The 22,522-nt window shown below is 66.7% G+C and carries 23 protein-coding genes; 10 read left to right on the top strand and 13 right to left on the bottom strand.

Going from position 1 to position 22,522, the window contains the following annotated elements:
- Positions 1-82: 82 nt before the first annotated feature.
- The 9 genes from FHS82_RS16460 to FHS82_RS16420 form a co-directional block, all read right to left on the bottom strand.
- Positions 83-1,312 carry a hypothetical protein gene (locus FHS82_RS16460; protein ID WP_166954793.1) on the bottom strand — a complete coding sequence of 410 codons (1,230 nt, stop codon included), beginning with the start codon at positions 1,310-1,312 and terminating at the stop codon, positions 83-85.
- Positions 1,313-1,323: 11 nt separating this feature from the next.
- Entirely contained in the window at positions 1,324-1,797 is a 474-nt protein-coding gene (gene tolR / locus FHS82_RS16455; RefSeq protein WP_166954791.1) for a protein TolR, read from the bottom strand.
- A gap of 19 nt (positions 1,798-1,816) precedes the next feature.
- Positions 1,817-2,530 carry a protein TolQ gene (tolQ, locus tag FHS82_RS16450; protein WP_166954789.1) on the bottom strand — a complete coding sequence of 238 codons (714 nt, stop codon included), beginning with the start codon at positions 2,528-2,530 and terminating at the stop codon, positions 1,817-1,819.
- 314 nt (positions 2,531-2,844) lie between these two features.
- Positions 2,845-3,333, bottom strand: a complete 489-nt coding sequence (gene ybgC / locus FHS82_RS16445; protein ID WP_166954787.1) for a tol-pal system-associated acyl-CoA thioesterase — start codon at positions 3,331-3,333, stop codon at positions 2,845-2,847.
- Positions 3,323-4,396: a Holliday junction branch migration DNA helicase RuvB gene (ruvB, locus tag FHS82_RS16440; RefSeq protein WP_166954785.1), complete on the bottom strand. Its 1,074-nt coding sequence runs from the start codon at positions 4,394-4,396 to the stop codon at positions 3,323-3,325. The genes ybgC and ruvB overlap by 11 nt, the downstream gene beginning before the upstream one ends.
- Complete coding sequence (gene ruvA, locus FHS82_RS16435; protein ID WP_166954783.1) at positions 4,393-5,010, bottom strand: Holliday junction branch migration protein RuvA; 618 nt, start codon at positions 5,008-5,010, stop codon at positions 4,393-4,395. Before ruvA ends, ruvB begins: the two co-directional genes overlap by 4 nt.
- Positions 5,007-5,534, bottom strand: a complete 528-nt coding sequence (gene ruvC / locus FHS82_RS16430; RefSeq protein WP_166954781.1) for a crossover junction endodeoxyribonuclease RuvC — start codon at positions 5,532-5,534, stop codon at positions 5,007-5,009. Before ruvC ends, ruvA begins: the two co-directional genes overlap by 4 nt.
- Positions 5,535-5,613: 79 nt before the next feature.
- Positions 5,614-6,006, bottom strand: a complete 393-nt coding sequence (locus tag FHS82_RS16425) for a cell division protein ZapA (RefSeq protein ID WP_343042601.1) — start codon at positions 6,004-6,006, stop codon at positions 5,614-5,616.
- Between the two features lie 2 nt (positions 6,007-6,008).
- Entirely contained in the window at positions 6,009-6,281 is a 273-nt protein-coding gene (locus tag FHS82_RS16420; protein ID WP_166954779.1) for a DUF4164 domain-containing protein, read from the bottom strand.
- Between the two features lie 216 nt (positions 6,282-6,497).
- Here FHS82_RS16420 and tkt point away from each other — a divergent pair, with 216 nt between their 5' ends.
- From tkt to FHS82_RS16395, 5 genes are all read left to right on the top strand, one after another.
- Complete coding sequence (gene tkt / locus FHS82_RS16415) at positions 6,498-8,489, top strand: transketolase (RefSeq protein WP_343042600.1); 1,992 nt, start codon at positions 6,498-6,500, stop codon at positions 8,487-8,489.
- 69 nt (positions 8,490-8,558) lie between these two features.
- A complete protein-coding gene (gene gap / locus FHS82_RS16410; RefSeq protein ID WP_166954775.1) occupies positions 8,559-9,566 on the top strand; it encodes a type I glyceraldehyde-3-phosphate dehydrogenase in 1,008 nt (335 codons plus the stop codon).
- A gap of 53 nt (positions 9,567-9,619) precedes the next feature.
- The gene (locus FHS82_RS16405; RefSeq protein WP_166954773.1) at positions 9,620-10,849 is read left to right on the top strand and encodes a phosphoglycerate kinase; all 1,230 of its coding nucleotides are present in this window, start codon (positions 9,620-9,622) and stop codon (positions 10,847-10,849) included.
- 75 nt (positions 10,850-10,924) lie between these two features.
- The gene (gene fba / locus FHS82_RS16400; protein WP_166954771.1) at positions 10,925-11,989 is read left to right on the top strand and encodes a class II fructose-bisphosphate aldolase; all 1,065 of its coding nucleotides are present in this window, start codon (positions 10,925-10,927) and stop codon (positions 11,987-11,989) included.
- Positions 11,990-12,166: 177 nt separating this feature from the next.
- The gene (locus FHS82_RS16395; RefSeq protein WP_246225382.1) at positions 12,167-12,559 is read left to right on the top strand and encodes a GNAT family N-acetyltransferase; all 393 of its coding nucleotides are present in this window, start codon (positions 12,167-12,169) and stop codon (positions 12,557-12,559) included.
- A 3-nt stretch (positions 12,560-12,562) separates the two neighbouring features.
- On the opposite strand, the gene phaR is transcribed toward FHS82_RS16395, so the two are convergent.
- Positions 12,563-13,165, bottom strand: coding sequence for a polyhydroxyalkanoate synthesis repressor PhaR (phaR, locus tag FHS82_RS16390; protein ID WP_166954769.1), 603 nt, complete (start codon positions 13,163-13,165; stop codon positions 12,563-12,565).
- A 329-nt stretch (positions 13,166-13,494) separates the two neighbouring features.
- Between phaR and FHS82_RS16385 the strand changes: the two genes are divergently transcribed.
- Together FHS82_RS16385 and phbB are read left to right on the top strand one after the other, a co-directional pair.
- A complete protein-coding gene (locus tag FHS82_RS16385; protein WP_166954767.1) occupies positions 13,495-14,673 on the top strand; it encodes an acetyl-CoA C-acetyltransferase in 1,179 nt (392 codons plus the stop codon).
- 528 nt (positions 14,674-15,201) lie between these two features.
- Entirely contained in the window at positions 15,202-15,936 is a 735-nt protein-coding gene (gene phbB, locus FHS82_RS16380) for an acetoacetyl-CoA reductase (RefSeq protein ID WP_166954860.1), read from the top strand.
- 71 nt (positions 15,937-16,007) lie between these two features.
- On the opposite strand, the gene gloB is transcribed toward phbB, so the two are convergent.
- Positions 16,008-16,778, bottom strand: coding sequence for a hydroxyacylglutathione hydrolase (gene gloB, locus FHS82_RS16375; RefSeq protein ID WP_166954765.1), 771 nt, complete (start codon positions 16,776-16,778; stop codon positions 16,008-16,010).
- Positions 16,779-16,917: 139 nt separating this feature from the next.
- On the opposite strand from gloB, the gene FHS82_RS16370 reads away from it, so the two are divergent.
- Together FHS82_RS16370 and FHS82_RS16365 are read left to right on the top strand one after the other, a co-directional pair.
- Entirely contained in the window at positions 16,918-17,706 is a 789-nt protein-coding gene (locus FHS82_RS16370; protein WP_166954763.1) for a class I SAM-dependent methyltransferase, read from the top strand.
- A 172-nt stretch (positions 17,707-17,878) separates the two neighbouring features.
- Positions 17,879-18,832, top strand: coding sequence for an acetyl-CoA carboxylase carboxyltransferase subunit alpha (locus FHS82_RS16365; RefSeq protein WP_166954761.1), 954 nt, complete (start codon positions 17,879-17,881; stop codon positions 18,830-18,832).
- A 7-nt stretch (positions 18,833-18,839) separates the two neighbouring features.
- On the opposite strand, the gene FHS82_RS16360 is transcribed toward FHS82_RS16365, so the two are convergent.
- Both FHS82_RS16360 and galU read right to left on the bottom strand, forming a co-directional pair.
- Positions 18,840-19,841 carry an NAD(P)H-quinone oxidoreductase gene (locus tag FHS82_RS16360; RefSeq protein WP_166954759.1) on the bottom strand — a complete coding sequence of 334 codons (1,002 nt, stop codon included), beginning with the start codon at positions 19,839-19,841 and terminating at the stop codon, positions 18,840-18,842.
- A gap of 87 nt (positions 19,842-19,928) precedes the next feature.
- On the bottom strand, positions 19,929-20,804 hold the full coding sequence (gene galU, locus FHS82_RS16355; protein ID WP_166954757.1) for a UTP--glucose-1-phosphate uridylyltransferase GalU: 876 nt from the start codon (positions 20,802-20,804) through the stop codon (positions 19,929-19,931).
- Positions 20,805-21,108: 304 nt separating this feature from the next.
- Here galU and FHS82_RS16350 point away from each other — a divergent pair, with 304 nt between their 5' ends.
- Complete coding sequence (locus FHS82_RS16350; RefSeq protein WP_166954755.1) at positions 21,109-22,470, top strand: lytic murein transglycosylase; 1,362 nt, start codon at positions 21,109-21,111, stop codon at positions 22,468-22,470.
- Positions 22,471-22,522: the final 52 nt, after the last annotated feature.

Below are 22,522 nucleotides of genomic sequence, written 5' to 3'. Positions count from 1 at the left end.
CGCGGCACTTGCGCGCCCAGTGGATACCGTTTCGCATGAAGGAATTACGTCAAACGATGCCGCCATGGCACGTGTCCCCCGATCAGCCCAGAAAATCGCCGGGCGAGGCATCGATTCGCCAGTCGCGCCATTCGTGGAAATAGGGCGCATATTGCGCCGGGAAGCTGTATGGCGCGCAGCGGCGGATCGCCCGCATCAGGCTTTCCGCGAACGCGCGCGAAGCCGCATCGTTTGCGCCGCTCAGGACTTGCGGCGGCGCGGCGAGCGTGCCGTCCTCGTTCAGCGACACCCGGACCAGCGGCGACGTATGCACATCCGCCAGCCCCGGCGGCGCGGAGAAGCAGCGCGAAATCTGCTCCTTCATCAGGTTGCCGATGGCATCCCTCTGCGACAGCGAGAGCTTGGGTGCGTTGCCTGTGGGCGTGCCCGCCGAGGCCGCCTGTTTCTGGCGCCCGGAAGAACCGGCCGACTGCGCCGTGTCCTTGCTGGCCAGAAGCTTCTCGATCGCGTTCGGATCGAACGATTTGTCGTTCTGCGAGCGCGAGGCGGCCTTCACCGGCTCCTTGCCGCCAGCCGGCTTTTTCGCCTCCGCCTGTTTCGATTGCGTCTCGCTGGGCTCAGGCTTCTTCGGCTCCGGCTTCCTGGTCTCGGGTTTCTTCGGTTCCGGTTTCGGCGGCTCGGGCTTTTTGGGCTCCGGTTTCGGCTCCTGCCGGGGAGGCTCAGGCTTCTTCGGTTCCGGCTTCGGCTCTGGCTTGGGTTCAGGCTTTGGTTCCGGTTTGGGCTCGGGCTTTGGTTCCGGTTTCGGTTCAGGTTTCGGCGCGGGCTCGGGCTTCGTCACCTCTGCCTGCGCGGTCTGCTGCGGCCGCGGCTGGGGCAGCGGCGGCGCGGGTTCGGGTTTCGCAGGTTCGGGCTTGGCCTGCTCGGCGACCGGCTGGGGCGCGGGCGGCGGCGTAGCGGGTTCGGGCGTCGGCGCCGGCTCCACGGCCGCACGGTCCTCGCTCTTGTCCTGCTCCACCGGCCGCGCTACGGGGGCGGGCACGTCTTGCTTCGCCTCCCCCGGCTCGGGCCGGGTTTGCTCAACGTCGGCCACCCTGTCGACACGTGGCTTGGGGCTGTCCTGCACGGTCTTCGCCTTGCGGTCACCCTGCGTCATCGTGGAGAAGGCCTCTTCCGAGATCACTTCCACGGCGATCGACTCCTGCTGGTCGGCGAACTTCGACGGCGATGAAAAAGCCACGAGCCCGACCACCAGCAACACGCCATGCGCGATCGCCGAGGCGAGCAGTCCGGGCTCGTTCTTCGAGATGCGCACCTCACCCTTCCTCAGTTCGATCCGCTGGCATGCTTTTCGGGGGCAGGCTCCGTCACCAGCGCCACCTTCTTGAAACCCGCCGCCGTGATCAGTGACATGACTTCCGCCACGCGCCCGTAATCAACGGCCTTCGCGCCGCGCACATAGATGCGCTCTTCCTCGCCCGCGGGTGCGACAGCCCGCAGCTTCTCGACGATGTCGCCGTCCGTCACCTCTGTGTCGACGACGAAAATCCGCCCCGCCTCGTCGACGGAAACCGTCAGCGGCTTGTGCTCCATGTTGAGCGGCTTCGCTGCCGTCTGCGGCAGGTCGAGCGGCACGCCGACCACCATCATCGGCGCCGCGACCATGAAGATGATCAGCAGCACCAGCATCACGTCGATGAACGGCGTCATGTTGATTTCGGACATCACGGCGGGTGTGCGCGCGCCGCGGCGTCCCCGCCGCGTGCTGCCCGCTCCCGCTCCGCCAACCGACATGCCCATCGCAAACTCCCTTAACGGCTCAGGCGGCCACGCGCTCGTCGATCTGGCGCGACAGGATCGACGAGAACTCGTCGGCAAAACCTTCGAGGCGGGCCTGCGTCCGCGTCGCTTCCGACTGCAGTTTGTTGTAGGCGATCACCGCCGGAATGGCGGCGAAAAGGCCGATGGCCGTCGCGAACAGCGCCTCGGCGATGCCGGGCGCCACCACGGCGAGGCTGGTGTTGTTGGAGGCCGCTATCGAGCGGAAGCTGGTCATGATGCCCCACACCGTGCCGAAAAGGCCGATGAACGGCGCCGACGATCCCACCGTCGCCAGCACGCCGAGGCGGGCTTGCAGCGTCTCGCCCTCGCGCTGGATGGCAAGGTCGAGCGCCCGGTCGATGCGCTGCTGCAGGCTGCCGACGGCGCGCCGCTGGCCGTCGAACGTGCGCCGCCACTCCCGCATCGCCGCCTGGAACAGGGCCTGCATGCCGTGCACGGGCCGGTCCTCCAGCGAGCGGTAGAGTTCGTCGAGCGAGCGGCCCGACCAGAACACTTCCTCGAACTGGTTCATGGACCGGCGGTAACGGCCGAACAGCAGCGACTTGTCGATGATGATCGCCCAACACCAGACCGAGGCGGCAATGAGCCCCATCATCACCAGCTTGACGACGATATGCGCCTGCCAGAACATGCCGAAGAGTGAAATCTCCGCAGATGGCAGGGCCGTCTGGACCACAGCGGCGGTATTCATCGAAATTCCTTTCAAACTCCGGTCACGACGCCCGAGCATCCGTCCGTCGAACGGAATCACCCGACCGGCACGAACGCGCTCCCGAACGCCCCAGGGACATTGCCGGCGCGACGGCAGCGCCTCCTGCAGGGTTTCCTTTCGTCCGCCTTCGGAATCGCATCCGCAGGACGTCGGGACGACGCCGCACCTTTGATGATTACCGGTCTGTAACTCGCGTGCGAATCTGTCGAAATGAGGGCCGACCGTCTCGACGGCCGCCGCCACTCCGCGAGACGCTGCTACAACACAAAACACCCGTTACGGTTAACGCCCGGTTACGAACGCGGGCCGGACACGCCCTCCAGCACTTGCCGAAGCCCATCCGGTATACGCGCAGGGCGTCCGCCCGCGATCGCCGCCACCCGCACATCGGCCGAGACGATCAGCTCCTGCCCGCGCACGATCCGCTGCGCGAGGACGAGCGAGGCGCCGCGCACCTCCTCCGTGCGGGTGCGCACCTCCAGCACGTCGTCCATCAGAGCCGGGCGATGATAGTCGATGGTGATGCGCCGCACGGCGAAGATGAGCCCCTCGCCGCCCGCGTGCAACTCCCCCTGCCCCACGCCGGAGAGGCGCAGGCTGTCCGTGCGTCCGCGCTCCAGAAAGCGCAGGTAGCCCGCGTGATAGACGACGCCGGAAAAATCCGTGTCCTCATAATAGACCCGCACCGGCAGGATGTGCGTATCGCCCGCGAACCGGCCGGCCAGATCAGGCCAGTCGCCGCGCGGGCGAATTGGGCCGCTGGATGCGTCGTCATGCGTCATCGGATGATTCCTCGTCGAACAGACCGGCGGAGAATGGCGCCGCCTGCGACTTTTCGTCGCGCCTCTCGCCGCCCCCTGGCGCCACCATCCCCAGATGGCCGAAGGCATGCGGCGTCAGCGTGCGCCCGCGCGGCGTGCGCTGCACGAAGCCTTTCTGGATCAGATAGGGCTCGATGATTTCCTCGATGGCGTCGCGCGGCTCGGACAACGCCGCGGCGATGGTCTCGATGCCGACCGGCCCGCCGCCGAAGGATTGCGCCACGAGCGTGAGGTAGCGCCGGTCCATCAGATCTAGCCCCGCCCCGTCAACCTCCAGCAACTGCAACGCCCGGTCGGCGATGGTGCGGGTGATGATGTCGGAGCCGCCCACCACGGCGAAATCACGCACACGGCGCAGCAGCCGTCCGGCGATGCGCGGCGTGCCGCGCGCCCGGCGCGCGATCTCGTTCGCTCCATCCGCGCTCATGCCGATGCCGATCACCTTCGCTCCGCGCGTGACGATGAGTTCCAGCTCCTCGACCGTATAGAACTGCAGCCGGATCGGGATGCCGAAGCGGTCGCGCAGCGGCGTCGTCAGCAGGCCCTGCCGCGTCGTCGCGCCGACGAGCGTGAACTTGGGCAGGTCGATCTTGACGGAACGCGCGGCCGGCCCCTCGCCAATGATGAGATCGAGCTGGTAGTCCTCCATCGCCGGATAGAGGATTTCCTCCACGGCCGGGTTGAGGCGGTGGATTTCGTCGATGAACAGCACGTCGCGTTCGTCGAGATTGGTGAGTTGCGCCGCGAGATCGCCCGCCTTGGCGATCACCGGGCCGGAGGTGGAGCGGAAATTGACGCCAAGCTCCCGTGCCACGATCTGCGCGAGCGTCGTCTTGCCGAGCCCTGGCGGACCGACGAACAGCACATGGTCGAGCGCATCGCCGCGCGTCTTCGCCGCCTCGATGAATACCGAAAGGTTCGCCCGCGCCTGTGCCTGCCCGATGAATTCGCCGAGCGCCAGCGGCCGCAGCGACAGTTCCTGATCGTCCGCCCGCTGCTCCGGGCTGAGCACGCCCTTGCTCATGAGGCAAGCTCCCTGAGCGCGAGGCGGATGAGCCGGGCGACATCGGCGCCCTCACCCGCCTGTTCCACCGCCGCGCTCACGGCACGCGCGGCCTGCGGCTCGCCATAGCCCAGGTTGACGAGCGCGGAAACCGCATCCGCCAGCGGCTGCGGCGCATCGTCCGCCACGGCGGGCGACAGTGGCGCGGCGGGCCCGCCCGGCATGGGCACGAAGACCGGCGCCTTGTCCTTCAGCTCGGTGGCGATGCGCACCGCGAGCCTCGGCCCCACACCTGGCGCGCGCGCCAGCGCAGTCTTGTCGGCGCGCGCGATGGCGGCGGTAAGCGCGGCGGGATCGAGCGCGGTCAAAATTCCCAGCGCCACCTTGGCGCCCACGCCCTGCACGGTCTGCAGCAGGCGGAAATACTCGCGCTCCGCCTCCGACCGGAAGCCGTAGAGGCGGATCATGTCCTCGCGCACCACGGTCTCGATGGCGAGCGTCGCCGTCTCCCCCGCCTGCGGCAGCGCCTGCAGGGTGCGGGCGGAACAATGCACCATGTAGCCAACGCCATGGACATCGAGGATGACGTGATCCTCGCCCTGCGAATCCACGATGCCCCTGAGCTTGCCGATCATGGGGCCACCCGCGCCAGCAGGCTGTTCGAGAGCGCCCGCGCCCGGCGGTGATGCGCATGGGTGATGGCCACGGCGAGCGCGTCCGCCGCGTCGGGCGTCCTCGCGTTCGAGAGCGGCAGCAGCACGCGGATCATCGCCGCGATCTGCGCCTTCTCCGCATGACCGACGCCCACCACCGTCTTCTTGATCTGGTTAGCCGCGTATTCCGACACCGAAAGCCCCCTGAGCGCCGGCACCAGCAGGGCAACGGCGCGCGCATGGCCGAGCTTCAGCGTCGCCTGCGCATCCTTGTTGACGAAGGTTTCCTCCACTGCCACCTCGTCCGGAGCGGCCTCGGCGAGCACCCGCGCGAGCCCGTCGTGCAGCTGGCGCAGCCGCTCCGCCAGCGACAGCGCGCCGTCGGACTCCACGCAGCCGCAGCCAAGAAAAGACAATCGCGACCCGTCGACCGCGATCGCGCCCCAGCCCGTGCGGCGCAAGCCCGGATCGATCCCCAGAATGCGAATCACGTGTCTTCCCGTCATGCTGTCCGTGTAACAAAAACAAACGGGGAACGCATCCGTCCAACCGCGCCCTTCCGTGGAAAACTCCGTCCGGCGGCAATCACGCCTGCACGGTGGGCGTCAAGTCGGCCGTGATGTTCTCCACCCGCTCCGCGACGGCGTTGACGGCGGCGGCGATCTGCGCTTCCTGCGCTCCGGCGCGTTCCTTCTCCGTGGCGAGTTGCTCCTGCAGCTGCGCGATCTCGGCCTCCCGCTCGACAAGGCGCCGGTCGGCCGACGCGAGATCGTCGGCGATGGAAAAGGCGGCCATGACGGTGAGGCGCAGGTCATCGATGGTGCCGAAGGCCGATGCGAGTTCCCCGATCCGCGCATCGACGCGCGCGGCCAGCGCCACGATCCGCGCCTCGTCGCCGGCGTCGCAGGCCATGCGGTATGGACGCCCGGCGATGGTGACGTTGACATGCGTGACGGTGCCGCCGCTTCCAACTGACACGATCAGATCCCCCGCTCGCCCGCGAGCACGCTCTCTACCTTGCCGAGCGCCGTGGCGAGGCGCTCGTCGACGTCTCCCGCCACCGCTTCGAGCTGCGCCAGCCGCGCCAGCGTCCCGTCGAGTTCGACGGCAAGGCGCGCGCGATCGTCCTGCATCAGCGCAAGCTCGGTTGGCAGGTCGCCGCCGCGCCGGTCCAGTTCCAGCCTGCGCACGGTCGCTCTCTCCAGCGCCGCGACGGCGGCGTCGAGCCTTTTCAACGCATCCGCAAGCGACATAATATGGCCCCTGAACCGGAACATGACGACGACACGCACTTCGCCGCAGGGTGAACGGCAGTTTTCCGCGCGTCAATACGTCTGATTGTCATGTTCCCTTTTGACATGGGGATACAGCCTGCTATCAAGCCAGTTCATCAGCATGGCCTGCGGCCTGCGTTCACCGGACCCGACCGCTCCTCCACACCCGCACTTGACGATCAGAGGATTTCACCCGTGACAGCACAAGTCGAGCACAAAGAGCTTGCCAACGCCATCCGCGCTTTGGCGATCGACGCGGTGGAAAAGGCGAAATCCGGCCATCCTGGCCTGCCGCTCGGCATGGCTGACGTCGCGACGGTCCTGTTTTCCCGCTTTCTGAAGTTCGACGCCGCCAATCCGAGCTGGCCGGACCGCGACCGATTCATCCTCTCCGCCGGCCACGGGTCCGCGCTGCTCTACGCGCTGCTGTACCTGACGGGCGCGCCTTCCGTGACGCTCGACGAAATCAGGCACTTCCGCCAGCTCCATTCGAAGACGCCCGGCCATCCCGAGAACTTCGTCACCGCCGGTGTCGAAACCACCACCGGCCCGCTCGGGCAAGGGCTCGCCACGGCGGTCGGCTTCGCGCTGGCCGAGCGGCTGCTCAACGCGGAATACGGCGACGGCCTCGTCGATCACTTTACATATGTCCTCGCCTCCGATGGCGACCTGATGGAAGGCATCAGCCAGGAGGCCATCGCCTTCGCCGGCCACCTGAAGCTGAACCGGCTGATCGTGCTGTGGGACGACAACGGCATCTCCATCGACGGGCCGCTGTCGCTCTCCGATTCGGTCGATCAGGCGAAGCGCTTCGAATCGGCGGGCTGGCACGCGGTGCATGTCGACGGCCACGACCCCGACGCGATCGCCGCCGCCATCGAGTCCGCGCGCAATGCCGACCGGCCGACGCTGATCGCGGCGAAAACCGTCATCGGCTACGGCTCGCCGAAGAAGGCGGGCACGTCGAAGGCTCATGGCGAGCCGCTCGGCGCGGAAGAGATACTCGCCACCAAGGAGGCCCTCGGCTGGCACCACGGCCCGTTCGAGGTGCCCGACGGCATCCTGAAGGCGTGGCGGACGTTCGGCGAACGCGGGCGGGCGGCGCGCGAGGCCTGGCAGAAGCGGCTCGCCGGCGAGTCGGAGGCGGTGCGCACCGAGTTCGCCCGCCGCATCACCGGCGAGCCCGACACGCGGCGCCTGCATGCGGCCATCGATGCGCTGAAGGCCCGCTTCAACGGCGAAAAGCCGGCCATCGCCACCCGCAAGGCGAGCGAGCTGGCGCTGGAAGCGCTTGTCGGCGAGGTGCCGGAACTGCTGCTCGGCTCCGCCGACCTCACGCCCTCCAACAACACCCGCACCAAAGGCCTGAAGGAGATCGCGCCCGGCGACTATGCGGGGCGCTACATCCACTACGGCATCCGCGAGCACGGCATGGCCGCGGCAATGAACGGCATCCTGCTGCACGGCGGCTACCGCCCGGCCGGCGGCACCTTCCTTGTGTTCTCCGACTACGCGCGCCCGGCAATCCGCCTTGCTGCACTGACGGGAACGCCGGCGATCTATGTGTTCACGCACGATTCCATCGGTCTCGGCGAAGATGGGCCCACGCACCAGCCCGTCGAGCATCTGGCGGCGCTTCGCGCCATCCCCAACCTGCGCGTGCTGCGGCCGGCGGACGCAGTGGAGACGGCGGAAGCGTGGCAGATCGCACTTGGCCGCACCACGGGGCCGACGCTGCTCGCCCTCACCCGCCAGAACCTGCCGACCGTGCGCACCGAGCCCGCGCCGCAGAACCTTTCCGCCACCGGCGCCTACGAACTGTCGCCGGCGGAAGGCGTGGCGGTGGCTTCGCTGTTCGCCTCGGGCTCGGAAGTCGAGATCGCGCTCAAGGCGCAGGAACTGCTGAAGGAACAGGGTATCGCGGCGCGCGTCGTATCTGTGCCGTCGCTGGAACTTTTCCTCGAACAGCCGGAAGACGTGCGCAGGGCCGTCGTCGGCAACGCCCGGATCAAGGTCGCCATCGAGGCGGCCGTGCGCTTCGGCTGGGATGCCGTGATCGATTCGGACGGCATTTTCGTCGGTATGAGCGGCTTCGGCGCCAGCGCTCCCTACAAGGAACTTTACAAATATTTCGGCATCACGCCCGAAGCCGTCGTCGAAAAGGTGATCAAGCGCCACAATAGCTGACGATATGGGCTGTAAAATTCGGCCGAGCCAGAATAACCGAGTGAGCATCTATTGCGAGGAGACGAGAAAATGGCGGTTCGGGTAGCAATCAACGGGTTTGGTCGTATCGGGCGCAACATTCTGCGCGCGATTGTCGAGAGCGGCCGCACCGACATCGAGGTCGTGGCGATCAACGATCTCGCTCCCGTGGAGACGAACGCCCACCTGCTGCGTTTCGATTCCGTGCACGGGCGGTTCCCCGGCGAGGTGAAGATCGACGGCGACACCATCGACGTGGGCCGCGGGCCGATCAAGGTCACGGCCGTGCGCGATCCGGCACAGCTGCCCCACAAGGATCTCGGCATCGACATCGCGCTCGAATCGACGGGCATTTTCACCGCCCGTGACAAGGCGGCCGCGCACCTTGAGGCCGGCGCGAAGCGCGTCATCGTCTCGGCGCCCGCCGACGGCGCCGATCTCACCGTCGTCTACGGCGTGAACCACGACAAGCTGACGAAGGAGCACCTCGTCATCTCCAATGCGTCGTGCACGACGAACAGCCTCGCGCCCGTTGCCAAGGTCCTGCATGAGGCGGTGGGCATCGAGAGCGGCTTCATGACCACCATCCACTCCTACACCAACGACCAGCCCTCGCTGGACCAGGTGCACAAGGACCTTTACCGTGCACGCGCGGCGGCGCTGTCGCAGATCCCGACCTCGACGGGCGCGGCCAAGGCCGTCGGCCTCGTGCTGCCGGAACTCGCCGGCAAGCTCGACGGCAGCTCGATCCGCGTGCCGACCCCCAATGTCTCGGTCATTGACTTCAAGTTCGTCGCAAGCCGCGCGACCTCGGTGCAGGAGATCAACGAGGCGGTCAAGGCCGCCGCTGGCGGGGCGCTCAAGGGCATTCTCGGCGTCACGGACCAGCCCAACGTATCGGTGGACTTCAATCACGATCCGCGCTCGTCCATTTTTGCGCTGGACCAGACCAAGGTTATAGACGGCAAGCTGGTGCGTGTGCTGAGCTGGTACGACAACGAATGGGGTTTCTCGAACCGCATGTCGGACGTCGCCGTTCTCCTCGGCAAGTTGATCTGATCACCTGAGGCGCGGCGGATGCCGCGCCTTTTCCACGACCGGAGTTATGCCCGATGACCGCTTTTCGCACGCTGGACGACGCCGATGTGAAAGGTCGGCGTGTGCTCGTCCGTGTCGATCTCAACGTGCCGACGGATGACGATGGCCGCGTGACCGACACCACCCGCATCGCCCGCGCCATGACGACTGTCGGCGAACTCGCCGACAGGGGCGCCCGCGTGGTCGTCCTGTCGCACTTCGGCCGCCCGAAGGGCCGCGACCCGAAGGAAAGCCTGCGCGCGCTCGCGCCCGTCTGCGCCGAAATCCTCGGGCGGCCCGTCGCCTTCGCCGACGAGGCCGTCGGCGAGGCCGCCGAACAGGCTGTTGCTGCGCTCGGCGACGGCGACATCGTGCTGCTGGAAAACACGCGCTTCCACGACGGCGAGGAAAAGAACGATCCTGCCTTCGTCGCGGCCCTTGCGAAGCTTGGCGATCTCTACGTCAACGACGCCTTCTCCACTGCCCACCGCGCCCACGCCTCGACAGAAGGGCTCGCCCACGTGCTGCCGGCCTTTGCCGGGCGCACCATGCAGGCGGAGCTGGAGGCGCTGGCGAAGGGGCTGGAGACACCGCAGCGGCCCGTGGTGGCGATCGTCGGCGGCGCGAAGGTTTCCACCAAGCTCGCGCTGCTCGAAAACCTCGTCACCCGGGTCGACGCGCTCGTGGTCGGCGGCGGCATGGCCAACACTTTCCTGCTGGCGCAGGGCGTGCCTGTCGGCAAGTCGCTGGCGGAGCGCGACCTCGCGCCCACGGCGCTGCGCATTCTCGATGCGGCCGAAAAGCACTCCTGCAGCGTCATCCTGCCGGTCGACGGTGTGGTGGCGTGGGAGTTCAAGGCGGGCACGGAAAGCCATGCCTACGGCCTAGACGCCATTCCCGACGACGGCATGATCCTCGACATCGGCCCGCAGTCCATCGAGCGGGTGCGCGCCGCCATCGACGACGCCGTGACGCTGGTGTGGAACGGGCCGCTCGGCGCCTTCGAACTCGAACCGTTCGACCGGGGCACCGTCGAGGCGGCCCGCCACGCGGCCGAGCGCACACGGCAACGCAAGCTCGTGTCGGTGGCCGGCGGCGGCGACACCATCGCGGCGCTCAACAAGGCGAACGCCGTGGAAGATTTCACCTATGTCTCGACCGCTGGCGGGGCCTTTCTGGAATGGCTGGAGGGCAAGCCCCTGCCCGGCATCGCCGCCCTGTCGCTGGCGGCCGAACGCGCCCGTGCGGCAGCCGGGCAGGCTTGATGAACGGTCGCCGGTGGCGCTGCGCCGTCGGCGAGTTATTGCAGACGCTTACACCTTTCGTTCAGGAGGACGATCGTGGCCCGCATTACCCTGAGGCAGCTTCTCGACCACGCGGCAGAGCACGGCTATGGCGTGCCGGCGTTCAACATCAACAATATGGAACAGGGCCTCGCCATCATGGCCGCCGCCGACGCCGTCGACGCGCCGGTCATCATCCAGGCGAGCCGCGGCGCGCGTGCCTATGCCAACGACATCGTGCTGGCGCGCCTGATCGACGCGCTGGTGGAAATCTACCCGCACATCCCGGTCTGCATGCATCTCGACCACGGTAATGGTGAGCCCACCTGCGTCACGGCGATCCAGAACGGCTTCACCTCCGTGATGATGGACGGCTCGCTGCTCGCAGACGGCAAGACGCCGGCCGACTATGATTATAACGTCGGCATCACCCGGCGCGTCTCCGATATCGCCCACTGGGGCGGCGTCTCCGTCGAGGGTGAACTCGGCGTGCTCGGCTCGCTGGAAACCGGCGAGGGCGACAAGGAAGACGGCCACGGCGCCGAGGGCAAGCTCTCGCACGACCAGTTGCTGACCGATCCGGACCAGGCCGTCGACTTCGTGAAGAAGACCAAGGTCGACGCGCTTGCCATCGCCATGGGCACCTCGCACGGCGCCTACAAGTTCAGCCGCAAGCCGGACGGCGAGATTCTGGCGATGAACGTCATCGAGGAAATCCACAAGCGCCTGCCGAATGTCCACCTCGTCATGCACGGCTCCTCGTCCGTGCCGCAGGACCTGCAGGACATCATCAACGCCTACGGCGGCGAGATGCCGCAGACGTGGGGCGTGCCGGTGGAAGAGATCGTGCGCGGCATCCGGCATGGCGTGCGCAAGGTCAACATCGACACCGACAACCGACTCGCCATGACAGGCGCCATCCGCAAGGTGCTCGCCACCGACAAGGCGGAGTTCGACCCGCGCAAGTACCTGAAGCCCGCCATGGAGGCGATGACGAAGCTGTGCAAGCTGCGTCTCGAACAGTTCGGCACGGCCGGCAACGCCTCGAAGATCAAGGTGCTGCCGCTGTCCACCATGGCCAAGCGCTACGCCTCGGGCGAGCTTGATCCCACGTTCGGCTGATCGGCATGGACGCGGCCGGCGGTCGCCCGGCAAGAGCAGTCTGGTCCGGCCCTGTCCGGGCCCGGGCGGCTTGACGAGCTGGACCGCCTGGCGGCACTTGAAATCGATGCCGCCCATGCGCTGATCGAGGCTGGCGCCATTCCGCCCGACGACCTATCGGCAACGCAGCGCGACCTGATGGAACGGTGCGCCGCCGATGGCCTGCTGTTTGTGGCCGCGGATGAAAACGATGCGCCGCTCGGGTTTCTGGCCGCGGAGGCGCGCAACGGGGCGCTTTATATCGGCGAGATCGACGTGTGGCGGCGCTGGCAGGGGCGCGGTATCGGCCGCGCGCTGATACTGGCGGCCATCGCGGAAACGAGGCGAAGGGGCTTGCGGACGGCCACGCTGACGACCGACCGCTTCGCGCCTTTCAACCGACCGTTTTACGAATCGCTGGGTTTTCGCGAAGTCAGCGGCGCCTTGCTGCCGCCAGACCTTGCTGCTGTATTGCAATCGGAGATTGAGCGAGGCCTTGACCCCGCTCGCCGGGTTGGCATGCTGCTTCGCCTTGAGCGAAGCAGCCGTTGATTTTCAGCCGCCGCTTTTGTCCTGCTCCCCCTTCCGCCCCACCAGCGCATCGAGGCGCGCCTGCATGTCGGCCATCTGCTTCTTCAGCACTTCGAGATCAGACGCATCGGTGACGGGCGGCACGACGCGGCGTTCGTCCTCGGCTGTCTTCTGCGGAAAAGGCGTGAACAGCCGCAGCGCTTCGCTGAACATCGCCATATTCGAGCGCACCTGCTCCTCGATGGCGTGGAATGCGGCGGCGGGACCGAACGACTGCGCCATCTTCTCGCGCAGCTTCTGCTGCTCGCGCGTGAAATTCTCGATGGAGAATTCGAGATAGCTCGGCACCAGCGCTTCCATGCTGTCGCCGTAGAAACGGATGAGCTGGCGCAGGAAGGCGACCGGCAGCAGGGACTGTCCCTCCTTGCCCTCTTCCTCGAAGATGATCTGGGTCAGCACCGAGCGGGTGATGTCCTCTCCCGACTTCGCATCGAAGACGATGAAGTCTTCTCCCTGGCGCACCATGCCGGCCAGATCCTCGAGTGTCACATAAGTGCTGGTTCCCGTGTGGTACAGGCGGCGATTAGCGTACTTCTTGATAACCGTGGGTTGTTTATCGGTCGCCATGAGCATCCTTACCGTCTCTTGTCCCCGCCGGTCTTTTGCAGCGTCCTGCGAATTGACGCAAGTCATTGCTCCGGCCCCTGAGTCGGGGACGATAGGCCGTTCGCGCGTTCTGGCAAACACTTTTCGCAGCAACCCGTTGCTTCGGTGTGGTTTCACACGGGTGTCCGCAGCTCTCGCGAGGGATACGGGCGCCCCCTTCACGGTTTCAACGCTTGACGCCCCACGTGCCGCGTCCACATTAGCGACGGGGGGAGGATTTTCACCGCCCGCTCCGGGCAGAAAGCCCCGCAGAACGTTTTTTAAAAAACGCTCAACTGGAGACTGATCTCATGGCCTTCAACGATATCGTCATCGTCGCCGCAGCGCGTTCCGCCGTCGGCTCCTTCAACGGTTCCTTCGCAACCGTGCCGGCTCATGAGCTTGGCGCGCAGATCATTCAGGCCGCCATCGCCCGCGCCGGTATCGAGGCGGGCGATGTCGACGAAGTGATTCTCGGGCAGGTGCTGACCGCCGCTCAGGGCCAGAACCCCGCCCGCCAGGCCGCCGTTCACGCCGGCATCCCGGTCGAGAAGACGGCATGGACGCTGAACCAGGTCTGCGGTTCGGGCCTGCGCGCCGTTGCGCTCGGCGCCCAGCAGATCGCCACGGGCGACGCCACGTTCATCGTCGCGGGCGGCCAGGAATCGATGTCGCTCGCTCCCCACGCCGCCTACCTGCGCGCCGGCCAAAAGATGGGCGACCTGAACTTCATCGACACCATGATCAAGGACGGCCTCTGGGAAGCCTTCAACGGCTACCACATGGGCCAGACCGCCGAGAACGTCGCGCAGAAGTACCAGATCTCCCGCCAGGAGCAGGATGAGTTCGCCGTCGCCTCGCAGAACAAGGCGGAAGCCGCCCGCGACGCCGGCAAGTTCAAGGACGAGATCGCGCCCGTCACCGTGAAGTCCCGCAAGGGCGACGTGATCGTCGATACCGACGAGTACATCCGCGACGGCGCGACCTATGACGCGGTCGCCAAGCTGCGCCCCGCCTTCACGAAGGACGGCACCGTCACCGCCGGCAACGCCTCCGGCCTCAACGACGGCGCGGCAGCGCTCGTCATCACCACGGCGGCGGAAGCCGAGCGCCGCGGCCTGAAGGTGCTCGCGCGCGTCGCCTCGTGGGCGACCGCGGGCGTCGACCCGGCGATCATGGGCACCGGCCCCATCCCCTCCGCCCGCAAGGCGCTGGAGAAGGCCGGCTGGAAGGTCGAGGACCTCGACCTGATCGAGGCCAACGAGGCTTTCGCCGCACAGGCGATCTCGGTCAATCGCGATCTCGGCTGGGATACGTCGAAGGTGAACGTCAACGGCGGCGCCATCGCCATCGGCCACCCCATCGGCGCTTCGGGCGCGCGCATCCTCACCACCCTGCTCTACGAAATGCAGCGCCGCGACGCCAAGAAGGGCCTTGCCACGCTCTGCATCGGCGGCGGCATGGGTGTCGCGCTGACCGTCGAACGCTGAAGCCGGTTTGGGGAGAGGCGTGAGACGCTTCTCCCCTGGCAGCGATAAGAGACGGGAAGATGAAGCGGATCGGCACTTTTCGAAGGGGCGGTCCGCTCGAAGGGGCGGTCCGCTTGGCGCACATGATTTCGCGGCCACAGCATAAGACCGATTCCCGGCGGGCGCGACTCATCGGAAATCGGACTGGCCCGTGCGGCGCTTGAGCCAAGCCTGCGCGGAGCGGCCGGGGATCGGGAGCCTTGGCATGACGCAGTTTTCCGCGGCGTTCCGGCGGCTATCCCCGGCTGAGCGCGCATTTCGGTTTGAGTAAACGTTTTCTGTCTTCCGCCTGAATAGTCGCAATAGAAACAAGTCTAAAAAATTGATCCATAATAATGATTGAGCGGGAGACAATGCTAAAGTTTCGTAATATCCTGACAATGTTCTGAATCAGGGCTCCACAGCTGCGATCTTGGCAGAACTTTCGGGCGGCATCGGTCTCCTCAGCAACAATACCTGTGCCGCCTCACACACAAAAAAAGAAAAGGGATCACCATGGCACGGGTAGCGATAGTAACCGGGGGTACGCGCGGCATCGGCGCGGCGATCTCCAAGGCACTGGCGGCGGACGGACACAAGGTCGTCGCCAATTACGCAGGCAACGAAGAGGCCGCGGCCAAGTTTAACGCCGAAACTGGCATTCCGGTCATCAAGTTCGACGTCGCCGATCCGGTTTCGTCGGCGGAAGGCATCGCCAAGATCGAGGCGGAGCACGGCCCCATCGACATCGTGGTCAACAACGCCGGCATCACGCGCGACGCCACGTTCCACCGCCTGTCGTATGAACAGTGGTCGCAGGTGCTGCGCACCAACCTCGATTCAGTGTTCAACGTCACCCGTCCGGTGATCGAGGGCCTGCGGGCGCGCGGCTGGGGCCGCATCATCAACATCTCGTCGATCAACGGCCAGAAGGGCCAGGCGGGGCAGACGAACTATTCGGCCGCCAAGGCCGGCATCATCGGCTTCACCAAGGCGCTGGCGCAAGAGAACGCCTCCAAGGGCATAACCGCCAATGTCATCGCGCCCGGCTACATCGACACCGAGATGGTCGCCGCCGTGCCGGAGGACGTGCTGAAGAAGATCATCGCCACCATCCCGACTGGCCGTCTCGGTCGGGCCGACGAAATTGCCGCCACGGTGTCGTTCCTCGCCTCCGAGAAGGCGAGCTTCTTCAACGGATCGGTGCTCACCGTCAACGGCGCCCAGTACATCGCCAACGGCTGAGCGGCCTTTACAGGCCCTTCACTACGTTTCACGATTGCCCCGGGGAGTTTCCCCGGGGCTTTGTCTGCTGCTCATGCCCTGTCCTTGCGGGCCCGCAGTTCGGCGAAGACCTGCGCCGGTGCCTGTCCCGCAAGCCCCAGTCGGGCGGCGAAGGCCGCGTCGTCGGCGCGCAGGAACGGATTCTGCACCTTCTCGCCGCCAAGGAGGGAAGGAACGGTCAACCGCCCCTCGCGGCGGGCGGCTTCGACGGCGGCGGCGCGCACCTGCAACGCAGGATTGTCCGGATCGACGGCGAGCGCGAAACGGGCGTTCGACAGCGTATATTCGTGCCCGCAGAACAGGCGCGTATCGTCCGGCAGCGCCCGCAGCTTTTCGAGCGACGCCCACATCGTTGCCGCGTCGGCTTCGAAGAGACGGCCGCAGCCAAGCGAAAACAGCGTATCACCCGCGAACAGCGCCCTGTCCTGCGCGAACCAGTAGGCGACATGGCCGCGCGTGTGACCGGGCGTGGCGATGACCTGCGCCGTCAGGGAGCCGACCGGCACGCTGTCGCCCTCCCCCACCGTCGCGTCGACGGCCGGGATCGCGTCCCGCTCCAGCGCGGGCGCGGTGACGCGGACGGCGGGGAAGCGTTGCTTCAGAGGCAGGATGCCGTCGATATGATCGGCATGCTTGTGTGTGACGAGGATATCGGTGAGCTGCCAGCCGGTGCGCGCCAGCGCATCGACGACAGCGGCCTCCTCGGGCGCATCGATGGCGGCGGTTGCGCCGGTCTGCGGATCGTGCAGCAGCACACCGATGTTGTCGGTGCGGGCCAGGAATACATGCGTTTCAGCCGTCATCGTGCCAGTGCCTCCGTTCCGTATGAAAAGCGGCAGCCGCCCGCCGATCTTTCTCCCGGCGCCCGCACACCCGTGATATTTACGCTTTATAATACAAGACTACATCTGGCGCTGGAAATGGTCTAAAGCTGTATCGGTCATGGATGTGGACATCGTCGAACTGAGAGATTTCTACGCGAGCCCGCTCGGCACAGTCGCGCGCCGGCTTGTGAAGAAGGCTGTCGAGCGGATATGGCCGGATGCGCGCGGCCATACAGTGCTCGGCTTCGGCTACGCCACGCCCTACCTCTCGGCCTACCGCAGCAGCGCGGACCGGCTCCTTGCCTTCATGCCGGCGGCACAGGGCGTCATGCACTGGCCCCGCCACGGCCCCAACGCGACGGCGCTCGTCGACAAGACGTCGCTGCCACTGCAGATCGGCAGCGTCGATCGCGTCATTCTGGCGCATGCGCTGGAAACCACGGATTCCCCGCAGGCGCTGATGGAGGAAATCTGGCGCGTCCTGACGCCTGGAGGCCGGGTGATCGTCATCGTTCCCAACCGGCGCGGCCTGTGGACACGCATGGACACCACGCCTTTCGGGCAGGGCCAGCCCTTCAGCCGCTCGCAGCTCGCCCGCCTGATGCAGGCGAGCCTGTTCTCCGCGGAGACGTGGGGGGAGGCACTCTACATTCCGCCCGTGCCGCGCCGCCTGGCCTTGCGCTCCGCCGTGGCGTGGGAGCGCATCGGCGCGGGCCTGTCGCTGCCGTTCGCCGGGGTGCACGTGATGGAGGCGGTCAAACAACTCTACCGGCCGATCCCGCTGCGGGCGACGCGCAAATCCGCACGCATGGCACCGGTTTTCGCGCCCGCGTCTTCCGTGCACCTGACGATCCCCCGGCCCGCACAGACGCGGGAGACGCGGCAAGGGCTCCATCGCCGCCCTTGACTTGAAGACGCGCGGACGCCAAGTTCCGCGCACACAAGAGCGTTTGCCGGACGGCCCGTCCGGCAGGCGCCTCCCGATTCTTTCCTGGAGCGGATTCCGATCGGGAAGCGCTCCGGCGCGGTTCGCCAGAGCGTGCGTCCGCGGCGTTCACGAGGCAACGACTGGCTAACCGATGCGCAGCTATCTCGACTTTGAAAAACCCGTCGCCGAACTCGAAGCGAAGATCGAGGAGCTGAGGGCCTTGGCCGATTCGGGCAGCGCGGTCGCCATCGGCGACGAGATCGCGCATATGGAGGCCAAGGCGCGCAAGGCGCTCAACGATGTCTACGCCTCCCTCACCCCCTGGCAGAAGACGCTGGTGGCCCGCCATCCGCAGCGGCCGCATTTCGTCGACTACTGTTCGGCACTGATCACCGATTTCACGCCGCTCGCCGGCGACCGCAAGTTCGGCGAGGATCAGGCGATCGTCGGCGGGCTCGGCCGGTTTCGGGGCGAGAGTGTCTGCATCATCGGGCAGGAAAAGGGCTCGTCGACCGAAACGCGCATCCGGCACAATTTCGGCATGGCGCGGCCGGAGGGATACCGCAAGGCCGTGCGGCTGATGGAACTCGCCGGGCGGTTCGATCTGCCGGTCATTACCTTCGTCGATACGGCGGGCGCCTATCCCGGCATCGGCGCGGAGGAGCGCGGCCAGGCCGAGGCCATCGCCCGTTCCACGGACGCATGCCTGCTTCTGCCCACGCCCAACGTCTCGATAGTCATCGGCGAAGGCGGATCGGGCGGCGCCATCGCGCTCGCCACCGCCAACCGCGTGCTGATGCTGGAGCACGCCATCTATTCGGTGATCTCGCCGGAAGGCGCGGCGTCCATCCTGTGGCGCGACCCCACACGGGCGCAGGACGCAGCGACCGCCATGAAGATCACGGCGCAGGATCTGCTGCGTTTCCAGATCATCGACGCCATCGTCCCCGAACCCGCCGGCGGTGCGCATCGCGACCCCGACGCCGCCATCAACGCGACGGGCGACGCCATCGCCGCCTCCCTTCAGGAGCTGGCGGGGCTGTCCGCGGACGACGTGAAACGCGCGCGCGCCGACAAGTTCCTGGCCATCGGCAGCAAGCTGTAATACAGCCTCACCCGGCGACCCGCAGCACGATCTTGCCGATATGCTCGCCCGTTTCCATCAGGGCATGCGCGGCGGCGGCCTCCGTCAGCGGGAAGGTCTTGTGGACCACGGGCAAGCAGCGTCCTTCGGCCAGCAGCGGCCATACGTGCTGCCGCAGGGAGAGGGCGATTGACGCCTTCTCGTCCAGCGGCCGGCTGCGGAGGGTGGAGCCGGTGTGCGTGAGCCGTTTCAGCATCAGCCGCATGAAATCGACCTCGACCTTCGATCCCTGCATGAACGCGATCTGCACGATACGCCCGTCCTGCGCCGCCGCTTGATAGTTGCGCGGGATGTAGCTGCCGCCGACCATGTCGAGAATCACATCGGCGCCGCGCCCGGCCGTCGCCGCCTTTACCGCCGCGACGAAATCCTCCTCGCGATAGTTGATGGCGGCGTCCGCGCCCAGCCGCATGCAGGCGGCGCATTTTTCCGCCGAGCCCGCCGTCGTCAGCACCCGCGCGCCGAACGCCTTGCCGAGCTGGATCGCGGTGGTGCCGATGCCGGACGTGCCGCCGTGCACGAGCAGCGTCTCGCCCGGTTTCAGCGCACCCCTGTCGAAAACGTTCGACCACACGGTGAAATAGGTTTCCGGAACGGCCGCCGCCGTGACGAAGTCGAGGCCGTCGGGAACCGGCAGCGCGAGCGCGGCGTCGGCCAGGCAATATTCGGCGTAGCCGCCGCCCGTCACCAGCGCCGTCACGCGGCTGCCCGGCGCGGGTACGTCCGCGCCCTCGCCCGCGGCCACAACCTCGCCGGCGATTTCGAGGCCGGGGATGTCGGAGGCGCCGGGCGGCGGCGGATAATGGCCCTGCCGCTGCACCACATCCGGCCGGTTGACGCCAGCCGCATGCACCCGCACCAGCACCTCCCCCGCCGCCGGGCGCGGCACCGGGCGCGTTTCCGGACGCAGGACATCCGGCTCGCCGGGTTCGCTGATACCGATAACGGTCTGGGACGACGGCAGATTCATCGCATTACTCCCCGGTTTTCAAACGGCCTCGCGCCGCACGCGCGCGAAAGGCGCGGGCGGCGAGGGTTCAGGCGCGATCGGCGCCGTTCACTGCCTGAGCAGGGCGTTCAGGGCAATGCGGAAGTCGGGCGCGAGGTCGTCGCGCGCCAGCGCGTAGGCGACGTTGGCGGCGAGGAAGCCGATCTTGGAACCGCAATCGTAGATCTCGCCGTCGAAGCGCGTCGCGAAGAAGGGCTGCGACGTCGCAAGCGTGATCATGGCGTCGGTGAGCTGGATCTCGCCGCCGGCCCCCCGCTCCTGTTTCGCGAGGATGTCGAAAATTTCGGGCTGCAGGATGTAGCGCCCGGAGATGGCGAGGTTGGAGGGCGCGGTGCCCTTTGCGGGCTTCTCGACCATGGCTCTGATCGGCGAGACCTTGGCGCCGGCATCGGCAACGTCGACGATGCCGTACTGATGCGCCTGGTCGGCCGGCACCTCGTAAACGCCGATGATGTTGCCGCCGTGGTTGGCGTAGGCATCGATCATCTCGCTGAGGCAGGGCGTCTCGGCATGATGCAGCATGTCAGGGAGGAGCAGGGCGAACGGCTCGTCGCCCACGATGTCGCGCGCGCACCACACCGCATGGCCGAGGCCGAGCGGCCCCTGCTGGCGCGTGAAGCTCGTCTGGCCGGGGCCGGGCAGATCGTGCAGCAACGCTTCCAGCTCGCGCTTCTTGCCGCGTTCGAGAAGCGTGCGCTCAAGTTCGAACTGGTTGTCGAAGTGGTCCTCAATCACGCCCTTGTTGCGCCCCGTGACGAACACGAAATGCTCGATACCGGCAGCGCGCGCCTCATCCACCACATGCTGGATCACGGGCCGGTCGACGACAGTCAGCATTTCCTTGGGCATTGCCTTGGTCGCGGGAAGGAAGCGCGTACCAAGTCCCGCCACGGGAAACACAGCCTTGCGAATGGGTTTGTTCATGTCCGTTTCAACAGGTGGGGTGAGTTGTGGGCCGGCAGTCCGCGCCACCCCTGACGCGCCCCACCGCTGGAAACGGCGTGCCAGCCGCCGCTTATTATGACGTGATGTATCATCGCGACAGGAATAGGGCAAAGCGCTGAATTAGCGTCCTTCTCGCTACATGCCGTCACGTCGTCTCAACGGTTTCTAAACCATATGGGCGCATCGTTGTTGGGGTTTTTACCAGCTTGGTGAACAGTCGCACCGGCTTTCCGTTTCCGGAAACCAGACGAAGCAGATGGCGCGACCGCAAGAAGGGCGACCGATGGCAGCGAGCAGACAGCATCCCGGCAGGTGGTATTCCGGCAAGCGGCATTCCGGGCTTCACGCCGGTGCGGCTTCCGCAAGGTCCGCGCTTGCCGTTCTGGCGGCGAGCGCGTTGCTCGCATCCTGCTCGTCCTTCAATTACTGGCCGGGCACCGTGGACAACGGCACCACCGCGTCTATTCCTGCCTCTTCACCCCGGCCCGCCAGCCCGGCCATGGCCTATGCGCAAGCGTCGTCCGAGCCCGATATGACGAACTTTTCCGCCTTCATCAGGGATTTGTGGCCGGAAGCCGCTGCGCGCGGTGTCTCTCGGCGCACTTTCGATGCCGCGCTTGCCGGCGTCGCACCCGATCCCAAGATCATCGCACTGACGAAGAAGCAGTCGGAATTCGTCAAGCCGGTCTGGGAATACCTCGCCTCCGCCACCTCCGCCCAACGGCTCGAACGCGGCCGCGAGCAAACGACAAAATGGCGCGACACCTTCGCCACGGTCGAGAGCCGATTCGGCGTCGACCGCAAGGTGATCGCCGGCGTGTGGGGCATGGAGACGAACTTCGGCTCCACGATGGGCAATTATTATGTGGTCGAGGCGCTGGCGACACTGGCGCACGCGCAGTATCGCGGCCCCTTCTTCCGCAACGAACTCGTCACCGCTCTCACTATCTTGGAAGAGGGCCATACCACCCGCGACAAGATGATCGGCTCATGGGCCGGCGCCATGGGCCAGACCCAGTTCATGCCGACGAGCTTCACGCGCTACGCCGTGGATTTCACCGGCGACGGGCGGCGCGACATCTGGAGTTCCGTACCCGACGCGCTCGCCTCCACCGGCAATTACCTGAAGGAGCACGGCTGGGTCGCGGGGCTGCCATGGGGCTTCGAGGTGAAGCTGCCGACAGGCTACGACTATCGCCACCGCAACGGTACGTTCGCCTCCTTCGCCGCCACCGGCGTGCGGCGCATGGATGGGCGGACGATGCCCGCCGCAGGCGAGGCGCGCATCTTCCTGCCCGCCGGCGCGCGCGGTCCCGCCTTCCTCGTCACGAAGAACTTCGACGTCATCAAGCGCTACAACAACTCCGACGCCTATGCGCTCGGCGTGGCGCTGCTCGGCGACATGATCCACGGGGGCGCTGGCGTGCAGGCCGCCTGGCCGCTCGACGAAAAGCCCCTCAGCCGCGACGAGCGTGAGGATCTGCAACGCTATCTCGCCAACCTCGGCTTCTCGGTCGGCGAACCGGACGGGCGCATCGGCAGCCAGACGCGCGCCGCCATCACCGCCTATCAGGAGCGCAAGGGCCTGATCCCGGACGGCCATCCCAGCCAGACGCTGCTGACGCACCTCCGGCGGGAGCTGTAAGCAGCGGGAAGGCGGCGACCTTCCCCGCGTTTACCCTGACCCGCGAACGCGC

It is taken from the genome of Pseudochelatococcus lubricantis, from assembly GCF_011762225.1.
GTDB classification, from domain to species: Bacteria; Pseudomonadota; Alphaproteobacteria; order Rhizobiales; family Beijerinckiaceae; genus Pseudochelatococcus; species Pseudochelatococcus lubricantis.
This window is presented reverse-complemented; position numbering and strand designations above follow the sequence as displayed.